Below are 21,007 nucleotides of genomic sequence, written 5' to 3'. Positions count from 1 at the left end.
TCCGTGAATAATCACCAACTCATCGGTTTGAAACCGTATTAGATCGAATCCTGCCTGCCCCGCCAGTCCCTTTTTGACGGCCGGTTCTTCACGCAAATGAAACTCATCCACAGGCAGAATGCGACAATTTGGCACAGCATCGCCTAATGGCCCATTCTTTGCGAAAATAGAGCACTGATTCGCCTATAAGGCGCGTAACCATTCAACCCGAACACTCTGCCGGACCTTATGGATAACAGCAAAGACCTCTTCGCCGATCTTTCAGGCAACAGCAAAAAGGCAGCCGATGACACCGCGCCGCGCCGCGCCGCTCGCAAGGCGGCCGCGCCCAGTGCGGCAGCAGCCGCGCCATCGGCGGACGGTGACTACGGTGCATCGTCGATCCGTGTGCTGGAAGGTCTCGAGCCGGTGCGCATGCGCCCCGGCATGTATATCGGCGGCACCGACGAGAAGGCACTGCATCACCTGTTTGCCGAAGTCATCGACAACTCGATGGACGAGGCCGTGGCCGGCCACGCGGATTTCATCGAGGTGCATCTCGATGCTGAAGGCAGGCTGACGGTGACCGACAACGGCCGCGGCATTCCGGTGGAAAACCATCCGCAGGTGCCGGGCAAGTCGACCCTTGAAGTGATCATGACCAAGCTGCATGCCGGCGGCAAGTTCGACGGCAAGGCCTATGAGACCTCCGGCGGCCTGCATGGCGTCGGCGTCTCCGTGGTCAACGCGCTGTCCGACCTGATGGAGGTCGAGGTTGCCCGCGAGCGCCGTCTCTACCGGCTGACTTTTTCGCGTGGCGTGCCGCAGGGCGAACTGCAGGACCTCGGGCCGATCCAGAACCGGCGCGGCACCCGTGTGCGCTTCCATCCCGACGCGGACATCTTCGGCCCCCGCGCAAAGTTCGACCCGGCCCGCGTCATGCGCATGGCCCGCTCCAAGGCCTATCTGTTCGGCGGCGTTGAAATCCGCTGGTCCTGCGATCCCGCGCTGGTCGAGGGCAATGAGGATGTGCCGGACAAGGCGGTATTCCACTTCCCCGGCGGGCTGAAGGATTATCTGGCGGCAACCATCGGCAAGGATTTCACCGTCACCCGCGAAATCTTTGCCGGCAAGACGGAAAAGACCGGCGGTCATGGCGCTGTGGAATGGGCGGTGTCCTGGTATGGCGGCGACCCGAACGTCCACTCCTACTGCAACACCGTGCCGACTCCGGAAGGCGGCACGCATGAAGCCGGACTGCGCCAGGCGCTGATGCGCGGCCTGAAGAATTATGCCGAGATGATCGGCAACAAGCGCGGCGCCCAGATCACCACCGACGACGTGATGATCTCGGCCATCGGCATGCTGTCGGTGTTCATCCGCGAGCCGGAATTCGTCGGCCAGACCAAGGACCGGCTGGCGACCGTCGAGGCCCAGCGCATCGTTGAAAACGCGCTGCGCGATCCCTTCGATCTCTACCTTTCCGCCAATCCGATGGAAGCGGAAAAACTGCTCGACTGGGTGGTCGAACGCTCCGAGGAGCGGCTGCGCCGGCGCAAGGAGCGCGAGGTCAACCGCAAATCCGCCGTCAAGAAACTGCGCCTGCCCGGCAAGCTTGCCGACTGCTCGCAGAACACGGCCGGCGGAGCGGAACTGTTTCTGGTGGAGGGCGACTCGGCCGGCGGTTCGGCCAAGCAGGCGCGCAACCGTACCAATCAGGCGATCCTTCCGCTGCGCGGCAAGATCCTCAACGTGGCAAGCGCGGGCCGTGACAAGTTCACCTCCAACCAGTTGCTTGCCGACATGATCCAGGCGCTCGGCTGCGGCACGCGGACGAAATACCGCGAGGAAGACCTGCGCTACGAACGCATCATCATCATGACCGATGCCGACGTCGACGGCGCCCATATCGCCTCGCTGTTGATCACCTTCTTCTACAAGGAGATGCCGGAACTGATCCGCCAGGGCCATCTCTTCCTGGCGGTTCCGCCGCTCTACAAGATCACCCAGGGCGGCAAGACCGCCTATGCCCGCGACGACGCCCACCGGGCCGAGCTGATGGAGACGATCTTCACCGGTCGGGGCAAGGTCGAGATCAGCCGCTTCAAGGGTCTTGGCGAAATGCTGCCGGCGCAGTTGAAGGAAACCACGATGGACCCGAAAAAGCGCATGCTGCTGAGGGTCGATATCGACGCGGTCGATTTCGAGGGCACGAAAGTGGCCGTCGACGACCTGATGGGCACCAAGGCCGACGCCCGTTTCCGCTTCATTCAGGAAAACGCAGCTTTCGCGGAAAATCTGGATATCTAGGTCACCGCACCGCTCGCGGTATTCGCTGGCCTTGAAAACAATGCCCCACCGGAAGTTTCCGGCGGGGCATTTTCGTAAACCGCGTCTTCATCGGCGACGCTCAGGAATAATTTTTCACATAAATTTCATAAAGTTAAGCAAAGACATTCATACGCTCGGCGCTAAGCTTCATGCACAGGATTAACGCTAATTGCTGCGCGTCGGCGCCTTTGCTTGCCTGCCCGCACCCGGCCAATTATAGTCCCTTCACTCCTTCAAGCGGAACGGTGTCATGGTTCAACGTCGAAACTTCCTGCTTGCAGCAGGCGCTGGCCTGCTCGCCGGTAGTGCGCACGCGCAAACACGCTCGTCCGAGGAGCCCTCCATGGCCGATACACCTGCTGAAACCCTGCAAAACAGGGACGGCCTTGCGCTGGCGCTGGGCGGCGGCGCAGCCAAGGCCTTTGCCCATATCCCCTATCTGGAAAGTCTAGATGAGCTCGGCGTGCGACCCAGGGAAGTCGCCGGCACCTCTATGGGGTCGATCCTCGGCGCGCTCTACTGCGACGGTATGAGCGGGCGGGAAATCCGTGAATTCATCGTCGATCTCTTCACGCGAAAACAGTCGCTGCTGAAACGGCTGCTGATCGATACCGGTGACACCTGGAGTTCGCTGATCAACATTTTCCGGCCCGCCGTCGTGGAACCGGAAGTGCTGTTTGCAGCACTTTTTCCCGAAGGCATGGCGCAGGATTTTTCCGGTCTCGAGATCCCGCTAACCATCGTCGCAACCGATTTCTATCGTCAGAACGAATATGTGATGCGCGAGGGGCCGCTTCTGTCGGCGATCTCGGCATCGTCCTGCCTGCCCGTGCTGCTCACGCCGGTGCGCCGCGATGGCCGCGTGCTGATCGATGGTGGTTTCGTCAATCCGACCCCGTTCGATCTTCTGGACAAGGCGCGCTATTTCACGGTCGCGATCGATGTGACCGGCACAGATGCCGAAGACACCGGCGAAATTCCCGGATCATTCGAGACCTGGGCCGGTTCGTTCAGCATCACCCAGAGTTCCATTGTCGCCGAAAAGGTCAAATGCGCGCGGCCCGATCTCTTCATTGCGCCGGATGTCGGTCGTTTCAACACGATGGATTTCTTCGCAGTCGAGGATATCCTCGCCGCTGCCTCGGCCGATCAGGATTCGTTCAAACGCCGAATTGAAAATATAATTCAATAAATTAGATGGTTAATTTGAAAGACGACACGAACAGTATGGAACATCAAGGGCATGCCGGCAGCCGGTGGTACAGCATTAGCGTTTTTGCGCTCTCGCTCGGCCTCGTTTTATTCGCAGCCTCGCTGACGCCCTCGCTGATCCCGCGCGGTCCCGTGCTGCAGGGCGCGCTGGCCGGTCTGGTCATGGCGCTCGGATACATGATCGGGCGGTTTCTGCTGTCGCTCTGGCGCGGCCTGCAGATCCCCGAACCTTCGGGAAAGTGGAGTACCATCGCGCGGGCAATCTGTCTGGTTGCTGCCCTTGTTCTGCTCGTCTTCTGCCTGTCGAAATCCATGGAATGGCAGAATTCCGTGCGTGTCCGCGTCGATATGGATCTGCTCGAAGGCGGCGGCGTCATTGCCGTTCTGGCAACCGGCCTTGCGCTGTTTTGCGTGCTGTTCCTGATCGGCGCGCTGTTCCAGTCCGCTTTCGACGCGCTCCGGCGGCGCCTCTATCGCGTCATCCCCCCGCGTGTCGCCAATCTGCTTGGCCTGGTCATCGTGCTTCTGGTCGTCTTCGTCGCCTCGCGCGACTGGATGCTGCCCTCGGCCATCGAGTTCCTCGACGAAACCTACGAGACGGCACAGGACCTGTTTGAAACCGCCCCGCCTGCGCCGACAGATAGCTTTATCGCTGGCGGCCCGGGATCGCTGGTCGACTGGGAGGCGATGGGCCAGCCGGGACGCAATTTCGTCACCAGCGCGCCGTCGGCCGCTGCGATCGAAACCTTCAGCGGCGCCCCCGCCGAACGCCCGATCCGCGTCTATGTCGGCCGTTCACAGGACGACGACCCGAAGGAACGGGCAAGAGTCGCCTTGGAAGAACTGAAGCGCCTGAACGCCTTCGACCGCAAGATCCTGCTGATCGCAAGCCCCACGGGCACAGGCTGGCTCGATCCCGGCGCCCACGATACGCTGGAATTCATGCAGAACGGCGATGTCGCGACCGTGGCCGTGCAGTATTCCTTCCTGCAATCGCCGCTGGCGCTGATTTTCGAAACGGATACCGGGCTGGAACAGGCGAGCGCGACCATGGAAGAGGTCTATCGCTACTGGCGCACCCTGCCCGAAGACAGCCGGCCGGAACTCTATATGCACGGCATCAGCCTGGGCGCATGGTCGTCGATGCATGCGTTCAACGTGTTCCAGATGCTGGACAAGCCGATTGCCGGCGCCGTGTGGGCCGGACCGCCCTTCCCGTCATATCTGTGGCGGCAGACGGTGGCCGCGCGCAATGCGGGAACGCCCTATGTTCTGCCGGTCATCCAGGATGGCGAGGTCGTACGTTTTTCCTCGCAGTTCCGCAAACCGGCGCAAAGCGGCGGCGAATGGGGTCGAATCAGAATCAACTTTCTTCAATATGCCTCTGATCCGATTGTGTTTTTCGAACCTGATTCCGGCTTCCGCAAACCGGAATGGATGAAGGAACCGCCCGCCCCCGACGTCTCGCCGGACCTGCGCTTCGTGCCGGTCGTGACCCAGTTCCAGCTCGCCCTCGATATGGCGCTTTCCAAGGCGCTGCCGGGCGGTTTCGGGCACAATTACCTTGCACGCGACTATATCGATGCCTGGGTTGCCGTTTCCAATCCCGAAGACTGGAGCCCTTCAAGGACTCGGGCCCTCAAGGCTATCTGCAATCTCGGCAAGGATACCGGCTGCGCTGTGGAATAGCGCGTGATTGCCGAAAAGCGTCATGAAACTGCGTGTTTTCGGTCACACTTGTCAGGCCAAACGATGTGGTATCGCGATTGTGACCGGGCGACGCTATCAAGCTGGAACTCGCTCGGCTAAAAGCCGTTGATGATTGGATTATTCTACAAAACAAGAGGCTTGAATGCTCGTTGACAAAACGATGTCGCGCCGAACCTTCCTTCTCGGCGCCGTTTCGACCACCACTCTTCTGGCCGGCTGCGTCAGTCAGTATCCCGATCAACCTTCCGTACCGCGGTCTCCCCGTGTTGAGGGATCGCCCTACACCGTGGCCGAACTCACCGACATGTATGGTCCGCTGGAAGACAACGGCTACATGATTCCGGCCGTGCCGTGGCAGCAGATCGACCCGATGTATTACCGCCAGCGCGTTCCCGATCCGACCGGCGAAGCGCCCGGAACAGTGGTTGTCGATACGCCGAACAGGTTCCTCTACCTTGTCGGGGAAGACGGCACCGCCATGCGTTACGGTGTCGGCATTGGCCGCGCCGGTTTCTCCTGGGGCGGCAATGGCGTGATCAAGTGGAAGCAGGAATGGCCGAAATGGTTCCCGCCGAAGGAAATGATCGAACGCGATCCGAAGCTTGAGGAATATTCCAACGAGAATGGCGGCATGGAGCCGGGGCTGATGAACCCGCTCGGCGCCCGCGCCCTCTATATCTTCGAAAACGGCAAGGACACGCTTTACCGCGTTCACGGCAACCCCGACTGGACCTCGATCGGCAAGGCCGTCTCCTCGGGCTGCATCCGCATGCTCAACCAGGATGTGATCGATCTTTATAACCGGGTCAACAATCTCCCGGCACCGATCGTCGTCTACCAGTAACAAGACCGGCAGCAGCCCCGCCTTCTTTGAGCGGGGCTCCTTCCCGGACTGCAATTTCCCGGACGGCAATGGTTTTCGGCCTGTGACCCGGTGTCGTGATCGCGTCATTGCGCCCGTCTGCTTTGCCGCCTATTTTCAACCGTGATCCTTGAAGCCGGAACACGTCAACAATCCCTTCCGGACGGATCATTTCCAAAACAGATGAGCGTCGGCGGCGTGACCGCTGCGCTGCGGCAAGGAGATTTTCATGAAGCTCAACATTATCATCGGCAGCACCCGGCCCGGCCGTGTTGGCCCCACCATTGCCAAATGGGTTGGCGATTTTGCCCGCGAACACGGTCAGTTCGAGATCGACGTCGTCGACCTCGACGATTTCAACCTGCCGCTGCTCGACGAGCCCAAGCATCCGCGCATGCAGGACTATCAGCATGAGCATACGCGCAAGTGGAGCGAAAGCGTCGATTCGGCCGATGCATTCATTTTCGTGACCCCGGAATACAGCTACTTCGCCCCCGCCTCGCTGGTAAACGCACTTCAGGTGCTCTCCAAGGAGTGGGGCTACAAGCCGGCCGGCGTTGTCAGCTATGGCGGCGTTTCGGGCGGCCTGCGCTCGGCCCAGGAACTGCGCACGCTGATCGCCAATCTGAACGCTCATCCGCTGCCCAACGTCGTTCCGATTCCCTTCTTCCCGAAATGCATCGGCGATGATGGCGTCTTCCAGCCGAACGACGAAATGAAAGCCGGCATGACCGGACTTCTCGACGAGCTTTTCAAATGGTCCGGCCCGCTCGCCGACATGCGCAAGTCGTCCTGAACCGTTTCGCCGGGCGGGCATCCCCTGCCCGGCGCCTTTTCGGCAAGCCATATGCCGTAAAACTGTCATATTAGAAGTGGAAAGGCGTTAAACGCCGTTTCCAGGCGGCCAATAGTCAGTCATCCTGCTTAACTGTGGGAGACCCGGTTGGAGGAATGACGATGGACATTCGCCGCATGAAAGTCTGGCTGCTCGGCACAAAGGCAGACAACCCGCTGCCGTTCGATCCGCAACACGCTCGCCCCGACTGTCTGTGTCTTCATGCCAAGGGCGAGGAACGGCTTTCAGAGCGCATCGCATCGCTGCGCAGCCTCCTTCCCTCGCTCCCGATCTTCCTGATCTGCGAGCCGATCTCGCAAGCCTACAATATCGATGATTTTTCGAGAGCCGCACGCGCGGCACCCGACGGCATCATCTTACGTGGCGTCGAAAGCGCGGCGCGTATCCAGATGGCCGAAACCCTTCTGCGGGTCGTGGAAGCGCGCGAAAACCTGGACGAAGGCGCCATCGCGCTGATTGCCATGATCGGCGACAATGGCGGCGGGCTTCTCAACGCCCGCCATTTTCTACACCGGCATGGCCGCCTGATCGCGCTTGGCTATGACGGCGATGCGCTCGATCACGGTGACGGCGCAATCGCCCGTCACGGCGCGGTGGCAACCATGCTCGCGGCGCGCAATCTCGGCATTCCCGCCATCGATTTCAGCGCTACCCGATCTCCGGCAGAAGCCTTCGAAACCTCCTGCCACCAGGCAGCGCGGACGGGCTTTGCCGGCAAGCTGACCGAAAATCCCGAGCATATCGGCATTATCAAGAGTGCGTTCGGCACAGCCTGAAAGCTCACATCTAACCCGGCCGTTTCATCTCGAAGACATCGCCGCCGTCGCAGTAGTCACGGTAACCCATGCGCGCGACCGGCCGTACTCCGGCCATATCGAGGCGGCCATCGGCCGTGATCGCCTCATCCTTTATGTGGATGGCCACCACCTGCCCGAAGACCAGACGGCTTTCCGTTTCCGCGCCGTCAAGCGTCGGCGGCTCCATGATCGCGGTCATCCGGCATTCCAGCACCGCATAGGCCTCCCCGACAAGGGGAGCCTCGACAAGCCGGCCGGTCACCGGCGTAAGGCCGGCCGCCTCGAATTCGCTGACGCCATGGGCAAGCGAGGCCGATGTGAGGTTCATCTTTTCAGCAAGGTCCCGGCTGACCATGTTTGCGGTGAACACCCCTGTTTCGGCGATATTCTCCAGGCTGTCTTTCGGGCTGTCGGACGAAAACATGATGATTTTCGGTTTCGTCGAAACGGCGTTGAAAAACGAATAGGGCGCGAGATTATCGCGCCCCTGACGACTGCGTGAACCGATCCAGCCGATCGGCCGCGGCGAAACGATCGCCTTGAACGGATCATGCGCCAGCCCGTGTTCGTTGCGGTCGGCCGTATAGAACATCTCAAAGCTCTCCGCGCCAGGTCACCACGTCCGAAAGCTCCGGGCGAACGCGCTCGAACGGCTCTTCGGTGCGGGTGCCGATATGAACCAACCCGACAACCCGTTCGCCGGGTTCGACGCCGAGCGCCGGCAGGCTGCGCTCGTCAAAGGCATACCATTCGGTCAGCCAGGTCGCCCCGTAGCCAAATGCGTTGGCGGCTGCGACCAGATTGTAGCAGGCCGCTGCCGACGACATGATCTGCTCCCATTCGGGGATCTTGGGGTGGACGGCAGCGCGGCTGATGACGCCGACCACGATCGGGGCGCGGGTCAGCCGTTCGCGTTCGAGCTTGAGCCGGGCGTCCGAAGCGTCAGGATTGTCCGACCGGGTGATCGCCTCAAGCGCTTCCCCGACCTCGGCACGCGCGTCACCGGCATAGACGATGAACCGCCAGGGCGCGAGTTTACCGTGATCGGGCACCCGGGCGGCAATGGTCAGGATTTCCTCCAGTTCCGCACGACCGGGGCCGGGTTCGCTCAACTTCAGAACCGGGGTCGAACGGCGGGTCTTCAAAAAATCGACAACAGCTTCGTTTTTCACGTTCAAGGCAAACCTCTTATTCTCGAAAACACGACCCCTGCCCTTGAAAAGGCCACGAAATTCAGGTCACAACACAAATCAGCATCTGGAGTGAACGCTTGCGATCTGCAAGTCAACCGGCGAGAAACATGTATCTCATTCGTGCGCACCGACATCCCCTGATCCCGCTGATGGCCGCCCTGATCGGCACATTGATGCTGTCCGCCTTTCCGGCAGCTGCGCAGAGCGCCAGCGATGATCCGTTTTCAGTCATGCGCGGCACACAGGAGCCGGGCGCAAAACGCACGGTATCGTTCGAAGCCCGGTTGACCGAAGACGGCGAACCGATGCGCGACGGGTTGACTTGGCGGGTTTTCAAATCGACGCCCGACAGCAACGGGCGGCTGGAGCTGGTTGCCTCAGCCGAAGGGGGCAGCAAGACAATCGACCTGCCGCCCGGCGACTACTTCGTCAACTGCGCCTTTGGACGCGCCTCCACGACCCGCAAGATTCAGATCCTGCAGACAGACAATGGTCCGGTCGATGTCGCCCTCGTCCTGCAAGCCGGCGGCTTGGTCCTCGACGCCACACTCAGCGACGATACGCCGGCAAACCCCGATCTGCTGAAATTTTCAGTTTTCGAGGATCGCGGCGAACAACGCGAACTTGTCATCGATAATGTCAAGCCGGGAACGGTCCTGCGCCTGCGCGAAGGCATTTATGAGGTCGTTTCCTCCTACGGAAAGCTCAATGCCGAAGCGCGCGCGCGTCTGCGTGTGCGGGCCGGCCAGATCACCGAAGCCACACTGAAACAACATGCCTCCGTCGTGACCCTGACACTGGCCGCCGAAAAAGGTGGCGAGGCGCTTGCCGACACGTCATGGACCGTTCTCGGCGCCTCGGGCGACATCCTGACCGAAAGCCGCAGCGCCTACCCATCCATGATCCTTGCCGAGGGCGAATACACCGCCATCGCCCGCAACAAGGATACCGTCTACGAAAAGAATTTTACCGTAGCCCCCGGTCGCCCCGCGCAGGTGGAACTGCTGCTGAACGAGAATAAGGCCGATCTCTCCGGTGAAATCGTAGATTGACCGATCTACGGACTACAACTAAAAATGCGCCGTTTGATTTCCTTGAGAAGATGCGCCGAAGGTAAAGGCTTCGGCTGCTTGTGGCGCATAGATATCGAAGCGGGAACAGGGTGCATGAAAATCTACATCCTCAATCTTGAAAGCGACAGAGACCGTTTCGAACATGCCGCGCGCGCATTCGAGGCAAAAGGCCTCGCATTCGAACGGCTGGCGGCGGTTGACGGGCGCACGATGACCGCTGAAGAACTCTCGGCATGTCTCGCCTATCCGGCTGCCGGAAGCTACGATCTGAGCCCCTCGCAGGTCGGCTGCTATCTCAGCCATGTTCATGCCTGGCAGAGGTTTCTGGAAACGGATGCCGCCACAGTCGCGATTTTTGAAGACGATGTGCATCTCGGTGAGGGCATCGAGCAGGTGCTCGCAGCACCGGAGACGTGGCTTCCCGAAGACACGGATATCCTGAAACTGGAAACCTGCCTGCAAAAGGTTCCGCTACCGGCAGACGCCGAAGGCGGGACGGTCGCCGGGCGCAGCATCATCAGGCTGACCGGGCGTCATCACGGTTCCGCAGGCTATCTGCTCACGCGCAAGGGCGCGGAGAAGCTGCTGCGCAACAGCCGGAAGCTGGCTGTCGGCGTCGATGCCATGCTGTTCAATCCGCGCTCGGAAATTGCTGAAAGACCCGTTGTCTACCAGATCGACCCCGCCATCTGCATTCAGGATGATATTGCGGATCAATGCGGCCTTGTCAGCCGGACGGGATTTCAGTCGCACAATGTTCCGGGCCGCAAGAAATCACATGGCGTGACGCCGTTTGAGAGGCTCCGCTACCGCATTCGCGACCGGCTGCGCGTAGCCTGTCTGAAGGCACGCGATGCCCTGCGCGGCTATCGCAAACGCGTCGTCACCTTCCGATAGGCTGTGCATAACGCCTTCCCGCCATCGGTTTCTATTGCTTTTTCCCCGCTTTTATGCGCAATAGCCCGACCTGTTTAACCGCAGGTTGTGACTGATTGTTTTTTTTGAAAGCGGAACCGTGCTCACTTTTGTCATCAATCTCGACCGGGAGGTCGACCGACTTTCCTACATCGAACGCATGATGGCGGCACGGGAAATCCGGTTTACCCGCATTGCCGCAACCGACGCCCGTCTTATCTGCAATGAAGAGATGCGGGCGCTCTCGGCCTTCCCTTCAGCGTTCAGCCGGGAGATGACATGCGGTGAAATCGGCTGCTATCTCAGCCATGTCTGCGCCTGGAAAAAACTGCTGGAAAGCAATGCGCCCGCTGCCGCTGTTTTTGAAGACGACGTCGAACTGAGCGCCGCTGCGCGAGATGTTCTCGCCGATCTGGAAAACTGGCTGCCGCCCGAAGTCGACATTGTGAAGCTCGAGACCAGCAGGAAGCCGACGGAAATGGCCCGGCAGGCCGAAGTCAGGCTCGGAGCCTATGAAGTCAGGCGGCTTGTCGGGTGTCATATCGGCTCTGCCGGTTATGTCATTACACGGCAGGGCGCCGAAAAAATGCTGGAACGCAGTGCGCGGCTTTCCGTACCGATCGACGCGGCGCTGTTCGACCCGCGCGCAGGTATCCGCCAGGGCCTTTCGGTCATGCAGTTGGTTCCCGCTCTTTGCATTCAGACGCCCTATGACCAGAGCGGACCCATCGGTATTCATATGGGGTCCGCCATCACCGAGCGCGGCAAAAGGAAGTCCTACGGGCGCACGCTGCCCGAGATCGCTTTCAACAGAACGAAAGACCGGATCGCGGTGATCCGCAGCAGGGTCGCAGCAGTGATTGCGCGCCGCCGCTGTTCAATCGTCGAGTACCGTCCGTAAACGTGGTCCGGTAACGACAGGAGATCGAGCTTCAATGACAGACAGGCGGCATGGCCGGTAGGCCAGCCGCCTGCTTCTTTTTCCTACACCAGAGCGCGCTTGCGCTTCAGGTCCGGCGGCGTTGCCTCTTCGGTCAACATGCTGATCGCGTCGGCAAGCGACATCGACTGCTGGTCGCGCGATCCGAGACGGCGGATGTTGACCGCTTCCTCTTCCGCTTCGCGCATGCCGCAGACGAGGATCACCGGAACCTTGGCCAGCGAATGTTCGCGAACCTTGTAGTTGATCTTCTCGTTGCGGAAATCGGTTCCGACAGAAAGACCGGCGGCACGCAGTTTTTCCGCAACCTTGCGGCCGTAATCATCGGCCTCCGAGGTAATGGTCGCGACCACCACCTGCTGCGGCGCAAACCACAGCGGCATATGGCCGGAGTGGTTTTCGATCAGGATGCCGAGGAAGCGTTCCAGCGAACCGCAGATCGCGCGGTGGATCATCACCGGCTGCTTCTTCTCCGATGTCGAGTCGATGTAAAATGCACCGAAGCGTTCCGGCAGGTTGAAGTCCACCTGGGTGGTGCCGCACTGCCATTCGCGCCCGATCGCGTCCTTCAGCGTATATTCGAACTTCGGACCGTAGAACGCGCCCTCGCCCGGCAGAATACCGGTCTTGATGCGCCCGCCCGACTGTTCCTCGATGGTCTTCAGCACCTCGGTCATGATCGCTTCGGCGTGATCCCAGTTCTCATCCGAGCCAACCCGTTTTTCAGGCCGCGTGGAGAGCTTCACCACGATTTCCTCGAAGCCGAAATCCTCATAGACCGACAGGATCAGATCGTTGATCTTCAGGCATTCCTCGGCCAGTTGCTCCTCGGTGCAGAACACATGGGCATCATCCTGGGTGAACCCGCGCACGCGCATCAGCCCGTGCATGGCGCCCGACGGCTCGTAACGATGCACGACACCGAATTCGGCATAGCGGATCGGCAGTTCGCGGTAGGACTTCAAACCATGCTTGAACAGCTGGACGTGCCCCGGGCAGTTCATGGGTTTGAGCGCAAAGACGCGCTTGTCCTCGGCTTCCTCATCCGCGCAGGCGACCGCGAACATGTTTTCGCGATACCACTCCCAGTGGCCGGAGGTCTGCCACAGTGCGGTGTCGAGCACCTGCGGCGCGTTCACTTCCTCATACTCGCCCTCAAGCCGGCGACGCATATAGGAGGTCAGTGACTGGAACATGCGCCAGCCCTTGGAGTGCCAGAACACGACGCCCGGGCCTTCTTCCTGGAAATGGAACAGGTCCATTTCGCGGCCGAGCCGGCGATGGTCGCGCTTTTCGGCTTCCTCGAGGAAGTTGAGATAGGCATCGAGCTGCTTCTTGTCAGCCCAGGCCGTGCCGTAGATACGGGTCAGCATCGGGTTGTTGCTGTCGCCGCGCCAATAGGCCCCGGCCACCTTCATCAGCTTGAAGGCATCGCCGATCTGCCCGGTCGAGGTCATGTGCGGACCGCGGCAAAGGTCGAACCAGTCGCCCTGCGCATAGATCTTGACGTCCTGGTCTTCCGGGATCGCATCGACAAGCTCGACCTTGTAGGCCTCGCCCTTTTCGGCAAACACCTGCTTGGCCTTGTCGCGCGGCCAGACTTCCTTGGTGAAGGCGGCATTGCGCTTGATGATTTCCCGCATCTTCTTTTCAATCTTCGGCAGATCGTCGGGCGTGAAGGGGGTCTCGCGCGCAAAGTCGTAGTAAAAGCCGTTTTCGATCACCGGACCGATGGTCACCTGGGTTCCGGGCCACAATTCCTGCACGGCCTCGGCCATCACATGGGCGGCGTCGTGGCGGATCAATTCCAGCGCGCGGTCATCGGTGCGGGTGACGATCTCGATGCGGCCATCTTCAACCGGGTCGGCCAGGTCGCGCAGTTCGCCGTCAAGCGCAATCGCGACGGCTTTCTTGGCCAGAGATTTGGAAATCGACTCGGCAACATCGCGGCCGGTCGTGCCGGCGGCATAGTCGCGCTTGGAGCCATCGGGAAAAACAAGGGAAATCTGATCAGACATATCTTCTCCTTAAACCAGTCCCGCCAACGAATGCGGGTGGACGACAGGCCGTGTGACACGACCGTTTCAACGAGGCAGGTCAATAAAGAAAAATCGGCCCCGCGTAAAGCCGCAGGACCGATTCGAAAGATATAGCAGGCGCGGATCAGAACTTCACGCCGATGCCCGCCTTCACGGCATGGTTATGCATCTTGATCTTGGCATCGACGCCGGCCAGGGAGGCAAGGTCGTCCACCGCGTCCTGATCCGGATAGCCGGTATAGCGATATTCGAGCCGCCCGAAGACATTGTCGGTAAAGGCGTAATCGAGGCCCGCCCCGACCGTGTAGCCAAACAGCGTATCACTGATGGAGACATTGTGCGTTCGCGCATAGACATTGGCGACTGCCGCACCGCCGGTCACATAGAAAAGCGCATTGCCGGCGCTGTAACCGAGACGCCCGCGCAGGCTGCCGCTCCAGTCGGAGCCGAGGTCATAATCGAACCCGAGGCCGGTCGGGAAGCTGCGTTTGCCCCAGCTGTAGCTCGCATCGCCCTCAAGGCCGACAACGATATTGCCCATCTGCCTGTTGTAACCGGCAAAAAGCGTGGCGTTCGCGCCATCGAAGTCGGTGTCATCCGAACCGAGGCCGCTCAGTGTGCCGCGCGCATCCGACCAGCTGAAGCCGCCCTCCACACCGGCATAAGGCCCATTCCATTGCTGGACCTCCTCAACATAGACTTCCTGGTAGGCTGCGGGCTGGATCTGCGGACGCAGCGCCAGATCAGCTGCAAGGGCCGGGAGGCAGGACGCTCCGTAAAAGACGAGAAGTGACGCTGAAAGTTTCTTCATGACCGGCTCCGTACGTGGTGACTTATTGAAGCAGTAGCGCATAAAGGGTTAACAAAACGTCAGCTCATGGATTGCACCGCCTCAATTCATACAACCTTCCGGAGATCGCATCATTCGCCGTTTCTGGAGGGTTCGAGCCTCATGTAGTCGAGCGGCAACTCTGTCGAAAACTTGATCTGCTCCATGGCAAAGGACGAAGAAACATCGCGAATTTCGATCCTGGCAATCAGCCGCTTGTAGAAGGCGTCATAGGCGGCAATATCCGGCACGACGACCCTCAACAGGTAGTCGATATCACCGCTCATGCGGTAAAATTCGAGCACTTCCGGAAAATCGGAAATCACCTCGGAAAACCGCTTCAGCCACTCCGTCGAATGGGAATTGGTGCGGATGGCGACGAAAACGGCGACATTGGCGTTTACCTTTTCCGGATCGAGCAGCGCCACGCGCCGCTTGATCACGCCCTCCTCCTCCATCTTCTGGATACGACGCCAGCATGGCGTGGTCGAAAGCCCGACCTTCTTGCCGATATCGGCCACGGCCAGAGTCGAATCTTCCTGAAGCAGGCGCAAAATCTTTCTATCCAGACGATCCATATTCGCTCTCCGTAAAAAATTTTTGCCGTTATAGCAAAATTCCAGACAGATAAAAGCTGATTTTGCACATGCAGAAAGCCGCTATGAGTAAACGCCGGATCAATCGCTGGTATAAAGCCGCACCACCGCCTTCAGTTCCGGCAGCACCTCGTCTTCAAACCACGGGTTCTTCTTCAGCCAGCCTGTGTTGCGCCAGCTTGGATGCGGCAGCGGCAGGATGCGCGGCGCGCGGTTGGCAAAGTAGCTTTCGCGCCAGTTGCGCACGGTTTCCGTCAGCGTCTTCCGGCTGGCCGGCCCCATATGCCATTTCTGCGCATACATGCCGATCGCCAGGACCAGTTCGATCTGCGGCATCGCCGCCATGGCCTGCTGGCGCCATTGCGGCGCGCATTCCTTTCGCGGCGGCAGGTCGCTGCCGCGAGCATCATAGCCCGGAAAACAGAACCCCATGGGCAGGATCGCAAACCGGGTCGGGTCGTAAAATGCCGTACGGTCGATCCCCATCCAGGCGCGCAACCGGTCACCGGAGCGATCATTGAACGGGATACCGGTCTCGTGCACGCGCAGCCCCGGCGCCTGCCCGGCAATCAGGACACGCGCGGTGGACGACAGGATTGCCACCGGACGCGGCTGATGCGGCAGGCGGCGTTCCGCGCCGCCGGCGGGACAGTCACGACAGATCCGGCAGGCTGCGATTTCATCCGCCAGCGTTTGCTGTTCACCCACGCTCACAGGTCGCACGCCCGGCCGAAAACCCCGGCCGCCGGAGACATAAAGATTACAGCCCGATTAAAAAACAAGGCTAACAAATCCTTTACGGGAAGCATTTCTTAACAATTCGTTCGTAATCTCCTTATCAGCGAGAACCGAGATTTGCGATGGCGAACCGTAGCGAGGTCCACATGAAACGCGATATGTTCCAGCGTCATGCCCCTCAGGACAGCGACGCAGGACCTGATCCGAAAGCCCCCGGCTTTGCTGGGGAAACGCTGTCGGCCGAAACCTTCCGGCACGCGCTCTCCGTCATCGAAAAAGGCATCCCCGCTGTCGCTATCGCTCTGGTCATCACCGCAGTCGGCTTTCTCTATATCGGCAAGGACCTGATCTTTGCCGTCTGGGCGTTTGCAGCACTTGTCCTGCACGGCGTCGCCTTCACCATCATCCGCAATGCCGCCCGCGAAGGCCGGGATGCCGCATCGCTTGCCAAATGGAACAACCGCGTCATCGCCGCCTACTGGCTGGCCGGCGGGGCCTGGGCGCTGACCGCGCTTTTGAACTGCAATGCCTGCACCGGTGCGGCCTTCCCCTTCTTCAAGGGCACCATGGTGATTGTCGCGCTGTCAATGCTGGCGCTGGGCGCCATGGCCCTGCCCAAGGCCACCTGGCATGTCTTCATGCCGGCGATCATCGCCTTCGGCGCAATCGCCTATCAAAGCCGCGCGCCTTTCGACATCGGCCTTGCCGCAGCGCTTGCCGTTGTCATGGTGTTCATCGCCCATTTCAGCGACCAGCTTGCCGCAGGCAGCAAGGCATTACAGACCCAGGAAGGCGAGAAGGATGCGCTGAACCGGCGCCTCACCGAAAGCCTTGAAAAGGCCGAGGCGGCAGCGGAAACCGCCGAAAAGGCAAACCAGGCCAAAGCCGCCTTTCTGGCCGCAATGTCGCATGATCTGCGCACCCCTCTCAACGCCATCATCGGGTTTTCGGAAATCATGAAGGAAGAGATGATGGGGCCGCTGAAGAACCCTTATTACAGGGAATACGCCTCGGATATTCACAGTTCCGGCACGCATCTTCTCGACATGATCGACGGTGTTCTCGACCTCTCGCGGCTGGAAGCCGGCGGCTACAGGCTTGTCGAGCAGCCGGTCTATCTGGTCGATGTCATCGACGCTTCCGTGGCCATGGTCGGCACCGAGGTCGCCGCCCGGGCGATCTCGATCCATTGCGATGCCGGAGAACGGCTTTCCCCGGTCATGGCGGACGGGCGTGCGGTCAAGCAGATGCTGATCAACCTGCTGTCGAATGCCATAAAATTTTCCGCCGAAGGCGCTGACATCCTGGTTACTGCCGGCAATACGGCGGACGGCGGACAATATCTGAGCGTGCGCGACTATGGATGCGGCATGGACGAGTCAGCCCTTTCTGCGGCAACGGAAGCGTTTTCGCGCGGGGCGGAAACAGCCGATGTCGAAGGCTTCGGCCTCGGCCTTTCGATCGTGCGTCAGTTGATCGAAGCGCATCAGGGTGAACTGCTGCTGCAATCGACGCCGGGCCATGGCACGCTGGCAAGCATTGCCCTGCCGCACGCCCGTGTGACCAATCTGCCGGAAGCGAAGCTTTCGATTGCCGAAACCGATGTGGCCCTTCCGCTTTCGCCGGAAAGCGCCATGCCATTCGTCCCCGAAAGTCTCGAGATCGAGACCGGGCAAAACCATCCCCGGACCGCACCCCACAGCGGCCGCGACCGACTGGCCGCCGCCCTGAAACGGCGCGCCCGCAAAATCGCCAATGATGACCAGCACGACAGTGTGGAAGCCTCGGAGGCCGATCTTCAGATCGAAGCGCAGCTCGAGGCGGAAATCATCGAGGCGCTGGATCGGGAGCGCGAGAGCGAGCATCGCGAAGCCGCAAACGCGGCCTGACCGCCGAAAGCTTAGCAGACATGATGATCGATATCCCGCAACTTGAGACCAGTCGCCTTCGGCTGCGTGCGCTCCGTTTTGATGACTGGCCGGATTACCTCGCCTTTCTCGCCTCGCCGCGCGCGGCATTCATGGATGGTCCGCATACGCCTGCAACGGCGTGGTCCTATTTCTGCAACGACGTCGCGCAATGGCAGCTTTTCGGACACGGGGGCCTGATGTTCGAGGACAAGGAAAGCGGTGCGGTTCTGGGTCAGGTCGCGCTTTGCAAGGGCCCGCTGTTTCCCGAACTGGAACTGGGATGGTTCGTCTATGAGGCGGCCGAAGGACATGGCTATGCAAGGGAAGCGGCGACCGCCATGCTCGAATGGGGCTTTCGCATGCGCTCCGAAAAAAGCTTCGTCAGCTATATCGCGCCTGCCAACCGCCGCTCCGTCGCGCTTGCCGTCCGGCTTGGCGCAACGCTTGACGAGAGGGCCAAACGCCCCACGCCGACGACACTTGTCTACCGTCACCAGCAACCGTGAAAGCCGCGCTTAGAAGAAGACGACATAGACGGCATAGATGACATTGCTGCAAATCAGGCAGAATGTGGCGAACGATCCGAGGTCCTTGGCGTGCTTGCCCTCGACGGACCGCTCCGGAGACACACGGTCGATGATCTCCTCAACGGCCGTGTTCAGCGATTCGGCGGCGAACAGGCTGAACATCAGGATAACGAAAATCATGAACTCAACGCCGCTCGCACCAACAAGCGCGAATGCGGCCAGGCCGATGACAAAGCCGATCAGTTCATGGCGGAAGGCTTCCTCCTTCAGCAACCGCAGAAAACCCTGCCAGGAATAGCCACCCGCCGCCAGCAAATGGCGAAAGCCCGTTTCTTTCTCGATCGGCGGTTCAGCCATGACATCGTCTCCCGGCAGGTCTTCAGGTCGGCGCAATCTGTCATCGAAGTGTAACAGGTTCGCGACAAGTGTTTGATGCCGCACCGGAAACGCATGTTAATGCCTGAAAACACCGGTCATGAAGCATGGGACGTGGCCCGCATGCTGCCGCGGTCAAGACGCGCGCGGCAGCACACCGGAAGAGATCATACCCGTCCCGAAACGCCGGCTTCCTCGAACGTTGCCATGCCCGTATGGCAGGCGGCTGCCGACTTCACCAGGCTTGCCGCAAGCGCGGCCCCCGTTCCCTCGCCAAGGCGCATGCCCAGCGCCAGCAGCGGTGTCTTGCCAAGCTTCTGGATCAGCTTGAGATGCCCCGGCTCGGCAGAGACGTGGGCGATCATGCAATGGTCGATTGCTGAAGGGTTGGCGGCCTTCAGAACGGCTGCCGCAGCCGTAACGGCAAAACCGTCGAGCAGCACCGGCACTTTCTGCATCCGCGCGGCAATGATGGCGCCGGCGATTGCCGCAAATTCACGCCCGCCAAGACGGCGCAGCAATTCCAGCGGGTCGGAAAGATGGTCCTTGTGAAAGGCAACGGCCTTTTCCACGGCAGCAATCTTGCGCTCCAGCATCTCGCCTTCTGCCCCCGTACCGGGCCCCACCCAGTCGGCAGCCGAGCCGCCATAGAGCCCATAGCAGAGCGCAGCCGCAATCGTGGTGTTGCCGATCCCCATTTCGCCGAGGCAGAGAAGATCGACGCCGCCGGCCACGGATTCCATGCCGTAGGCCATGGTCGCCGCGCAATCGCGCTCGGAAAGGGCCGGTTCGACGGTAATATTCCCGGTCGGATAATCGAGCGCCAGATCGAAAACCTTGAGGCTGAGATCGACCGTGGCGCAGATCTGGTTGATCGCCGCCCCGTTTTTCTCGAAATTGCCGACCATCTGCTGTGTCACGGTCGTCGGAAAGGGCGAAATGTTCTCCTCGGCAATGCCGTGATTGCCCGCAAAAACGGCAACCATCGGCCTGTGGACCGCAGGCGCGCGCCCGCTCCAGGCGGCCAGCCACATGGCGATCTCTTCCAGCCGCCCGAGTGCCCCTTCCGGTTTCGTGAGCAAGGAGTTACGCTTGCGGGCCGCTGCCAGAGCAGGAGTGTCGGCCGCAGGCAACGCCTCTAGCAGAGAACGGAAGTCATCGAAGGGGTGTTGGGCGTCCATGGAATGTAAGTCCTTTTTTACGAATAGTCTAAATAAGGTCTATTCAGCGTTGTCATAGTCTGCAATAATCACATACTCAAGGTGACAGTATTGATGGAAGCGCTAACATGACGAGATGGAATCGCGTTGTGACAGATCTTGCCACGGCGACAGGTTTCCTGACCAGGTATCCTCTGCCCGCAGGCATGCAGACAGAAAAGCCGGAAGGCGCACGGGCCGCCTGGGCATTTCCGTTGGTTGCATCCCTCGCCATGGTTCTGCCGGCGCTCGTTCTCGTGCTGTTCAGCGCGCTTGGCGCAGGCCCGCTTCTGTCCACGCTTTCGGCAATCGCCACAAGTCTGCTGGTCACCGGCGGGCTACACGAGGATGGCCTTGCCGATTCCGCAGACGGGCTTTTCGGCGGCAGGACGCGCGATGACGTGCTGGCCATCATGAAGGACAGCCGGACCGGCGCCTATGGCACGCTTGCCCTTGTGCTGTCGATCACGCTTAGAGCAACGGCACTGGCCATGCTGGTTGCCAAGGGGCCTGAAAATGCGGCGCTGCTTTTCATTGCCGCGGCTGCAGCAGGACGGGCCGTCATGGTCCGTCAGTGGTATGCCCTTCCGCTGGCGCGTGCCGACGGCGTGGCGGCCACGCTTGGACGGCCGGACAAGAACAACACCTTGTGTGCGGCCATCATCAGCCTCGTCATCGTTGCCCTGGCCAGTGCGCTTGCCGGAGCACTGGTGCCCGCCCTCTTCGCCTTAGTCGCGCTTGCCGTTTCGGCTTACGCCTTCACCTTCTTTGTCAGGCGCCGGATCGGCGGCCACACCGGCGATACGCTTGGCGCCATCGCGCAGATCGGCGAAACCGTTTTCCTCATCGCCCTTGTCATTCTTGTCTGAAACCCGATATCCGGTCAGAACAGACAATCGCGGGACCTGAGTACCACCCTGCCCGCC

At 60.5% G+C, this 21,007-nt stretch carries 20 protein-coding genes; 12 read left to right on the top strand and 8 right to left on the bottom strand.

The genetic code is table 11. The annotated features are described in order from the left end of the window. The first annotated feature begins 228 nt into the window (after positions 1-228). From parE to ABID12_RS06215, 6 genes are all read left to right on the top strand, one after another. Positions 229-2,289, top strand: coding sequence for a DNA topoisomerase IV subunit B (gene parE, locus ABID12_RS06240; RefSeq protein WP_319520408.1), 2,061 nt, complete (start codon positions 229-231; stop codon positions 2,287-2,289). Between the two features lie 364 nt (positions 2,290-2,653). Then, complete coding sequence (locus ABID12_RS06235; RefSeq protein ID WP_354433515.1) at positions 2,654-3,502, top strand: patatin-like phospholipase family protein; 849 nt, start codon at positions 2,654-2,656, stop codon at positions 3,500-3,502. A 35-nt stretch (positions 3,503-3,537) separates the two neighbouring features. Further along, positions 3,538-5,211 carry an alpha/beta hydrolase gene (locus ABID12_RS06230; protein ID WP_354433514.1) on the top strand — a complete coding sequence of 558 codons (1,674 nt, stop codon included), beginning with the start codon at positions 3,538-3,540 and terminating at the stop codon, positions 5,209-5,211. Between the two features lie 163 nt (positions 5,212-5,374). Next, complete coding sequence (locus tag ABID12_RS06225; RefSeq protein WP_319520411.1) at positions 5,375-6,076, top strand: L,D-transpeptidase; 702 nt, start codon at positions 5,375-5,377, stop codon at positions 6,074-6,076. A gap of 241 nt (positions 6,077-6,317) precedes the next feature. Beyond that, positions 6,318-6,890: an NADPH-dependent FMN reductase gene (locus tag ABID12_RS06220; protein WP_354433606.1), complete on the top strand. Its 573-nt coding sequence runs from the start codon at positions 6,318-6,320 to the stop codon at positions 6,888-6,890. A 161-nt stretch (positions 6,891-7,051) separates the two neighbouring features. Then, on the top strand, positions 7,052-7,726 hold the full coding sequence (locus tag ABID12_RS06215; RefSeq protein ID WP_354433513.1) for a hypothetical protein: 675 nt from the start codon (positions 7,052-7,054) through the stop codon (positions 7,724-7,726). 10 nt (positions 7,727-7,736) lie between these two features. On the opposite strand, the gene ABID12_RS06210 is transcribed toward ABID12_RS06215, so the two are convergent. After that, on the bottom strand, positions 7,737-8,339 hold the full coding sequence (locus ABID12_RS06210; protein WP_354433512.1) for a flavin reductase family protein: 603 nt from the start codon (positions 8,337-8,339) through the stop codon (positions 7,737-7,739). A 1-nt stretch (position 8,340) separates the two neighbouring features. Then, entirely contained in the window at positions 8,341-8,919 is a 579-nt protein-coding gene (locus tag ABID12_RS06205) for a nitroreductase family protein (protein WP_354433605.1), read from the bottom strand. Positions 8,920-9,047: 128 nt separating this feature from the next. Between ABID12_RS06205 and ABID12_RS06200 the strand changes: the two genes are divergently transcribed. From ABID12_RS06200 to ABID12_RS06190, 3 genes are all read left to right on the top strand, one after another. After that, positions 9,048-9,992, top strand: a complete 945-nt coding sequence (locus tag ABID12_RS06200; protein ID WP_354433511.1) for an RgsD C-terminal domain-containing protein — start codon at positions 9,048-9,050, stop codon at positions 9,990-9,992. Positions 9,993-10,106: 114 nt separating this feature from the next. Beyond that, the gene (locus ABID12_RS06195; protein ID WP_354433510.1) at positions 10,107-10,910 is read left to right on the top strand and encodes a glycosyltransferase family 25 protein; all 804 of its coding nucleotides are present in this window, start codon (positions 10,107-10,109) and stop codon (positions 10,908-10,910) included. Between the two features lie 118 nt (positions 10,911-11,028). Continuing rightward, positions 11,029-11,829 carry a glycosyltransferase family 25 protein gene (locus ABID12_RS06190; RefSeq protein WP_354433509.1) on the top strand — a complete coding sequence of 267 codons (801 nt, stop codon included), beginning with the start codon at positions 11,029-11,031 and terminating at the stop codon, positions 11,827-11,829. 83 nt (positions 11,830-11,912) lie between these two features. Here the strand turns inward: ABID12_RS06190 and thrS are convergent, their stop codons facing one another. The 4 genes from thrS to ABID12_RS06170 all read right to left on the bottom strand — a co-directional run bounded on the left by thrS (position 11,913) and on the right by ABID12_RS06170 (position 16,046). After that, entirely contained in the window at positions 11,913-13,886 is a 1,974-nt protein-coding gene (gene thrS, locus ABID12_RS06185; RefSeq protein ID WP_354433508.1) for a threonine--tRNA ligase, read from the bottom strand. Between the two features lie 145 nt (positions 13,887-14,031). After that, complete coding sequence (locus ABID12_RS06180; RefSeq protein ID WP_354433507.1) at positions 14,032-14,718, bottom strand: outer membrane protein; 687 nt, start codon at positions 14,716-14,718, stop codon at positions 14,032-14,034. Positions 14,719-14,828: 110 nt separating this feature from the next. Continuing rightward, the gene (locus ABID12_RS06175; protein ID WP_354433506.1) at positions 14,829-15,314 is read right to left on the bottom strand and encodes an Lrp/AsnC family transcriptional regulator; all 486 of its coding nucleotides are present in this window, start codon (positions 15,312-15,314) and stop codon (positions 14,829-14,831) included. 99 nt (positions 15,315-15,413) lie between these two features. Further along, positions 15,414-16,046, bottom strand: coding sequence for a uracil-DNA glycosylase family protein (locus ABID12_RS06170; protein WP_435528171.1), 633 nt, complete (start codon positions 16,044-16,046; stop codon positions 15,414-15,416). Positions 16,047-16,192: 146 nt separating this feature from the next. Between ABID12_RS06170 and ABID12_RS06165 the strand changes: the two genes are divergently transcribed. Together ABID12_RS06165 and ABID12_RS06160 are read left to right on the top strand one after the other, a co-directional pair. After that, complete coding sequence (locus ABID12_RS06165) at positions 16,193-17,959, top strand: sensor histidine kinase (protein ID WP_354433504.1); 1,767 nt, start codon at positions 16,193-16,195, stop codon at positions 17,957-17,959. A gap of 23 nt (positions 17,960-17,982) precedes the next feature. Then, the gene (locus ABID12_RS06160) at positions 17,983-18,486 is read left to right on the top strand and encodes a GNAT family N-acetyltransferase (protein ID WP_354433604.1); all 504 of its coding nucleotides are present in this window, start codon (positions 17,983-17,985) and stop codon (positions 18,484-18,486) included. 9 nt (positions 18,487-18,495) lie between these two features. Here the strand turns inward: ABID12_RS06160 and ABID12_RS06155 are convergent, their stop codons facing one another. Both ABID12_RS06155 and cobT read right to left on the bottom strand, forming a co-directional pair. After that, positions 18,496-18,864, bottom strand: coding sequence for a diacylglycerol kinase (locus tag ABID12_RS06155; RefSeq protein WP_354433503.1), 369 nt, complete (start codon positions 18,862-18,864; stop codon positions 18,496-18,498). A gap of 185 nt (positions 18,865-19,049) precedes the next feature. Further along, positions 19,050-20,063: a nicotinate-nucleotide--dimethylbenzimidazole phosphoribosyltransferase gene (cobT, locus tag ABID12_RS06150; RefSeq protein ID WP_354433502.1), complete on the bottom strand. Its 1,014-nt coding sequence runs from the start codon at positions 20,061-20,063 to the stop codon at positions 19,050-19,052. Positions 20,064-20,170: 107 nt separating this feature from the next. Between cobT and cobS the strand changes: the two genes are divergently transcribed. Continuing rightward, positions 20,171-20,950: an adenosylcobinamide-GDP ribazoletransferase gene (cobS, locus tag ABID12_RS06145; RefSeq protein ID WP_354433501.1), complete on the top strand. Its 780-nt coding sequence runs from the start codon at positions 20,171-20,173 to the stop codon at positions 20,948-20,950. Positions 20,951-21,007 lie beyond the last annotated feature (57 nt).

Source organism: Martelella mangrovi (genome assembly GCF_040545495.1).
Lineage (GTDB): Bacteria > Pseudomonadota > Alphaproteobacteria > Rhizobiales > Rhizobiaceae > Martelella > Martelella mangrovi.
This window is presented reverse-complemented; position numbering and strand designations above follow the sequence as displayed.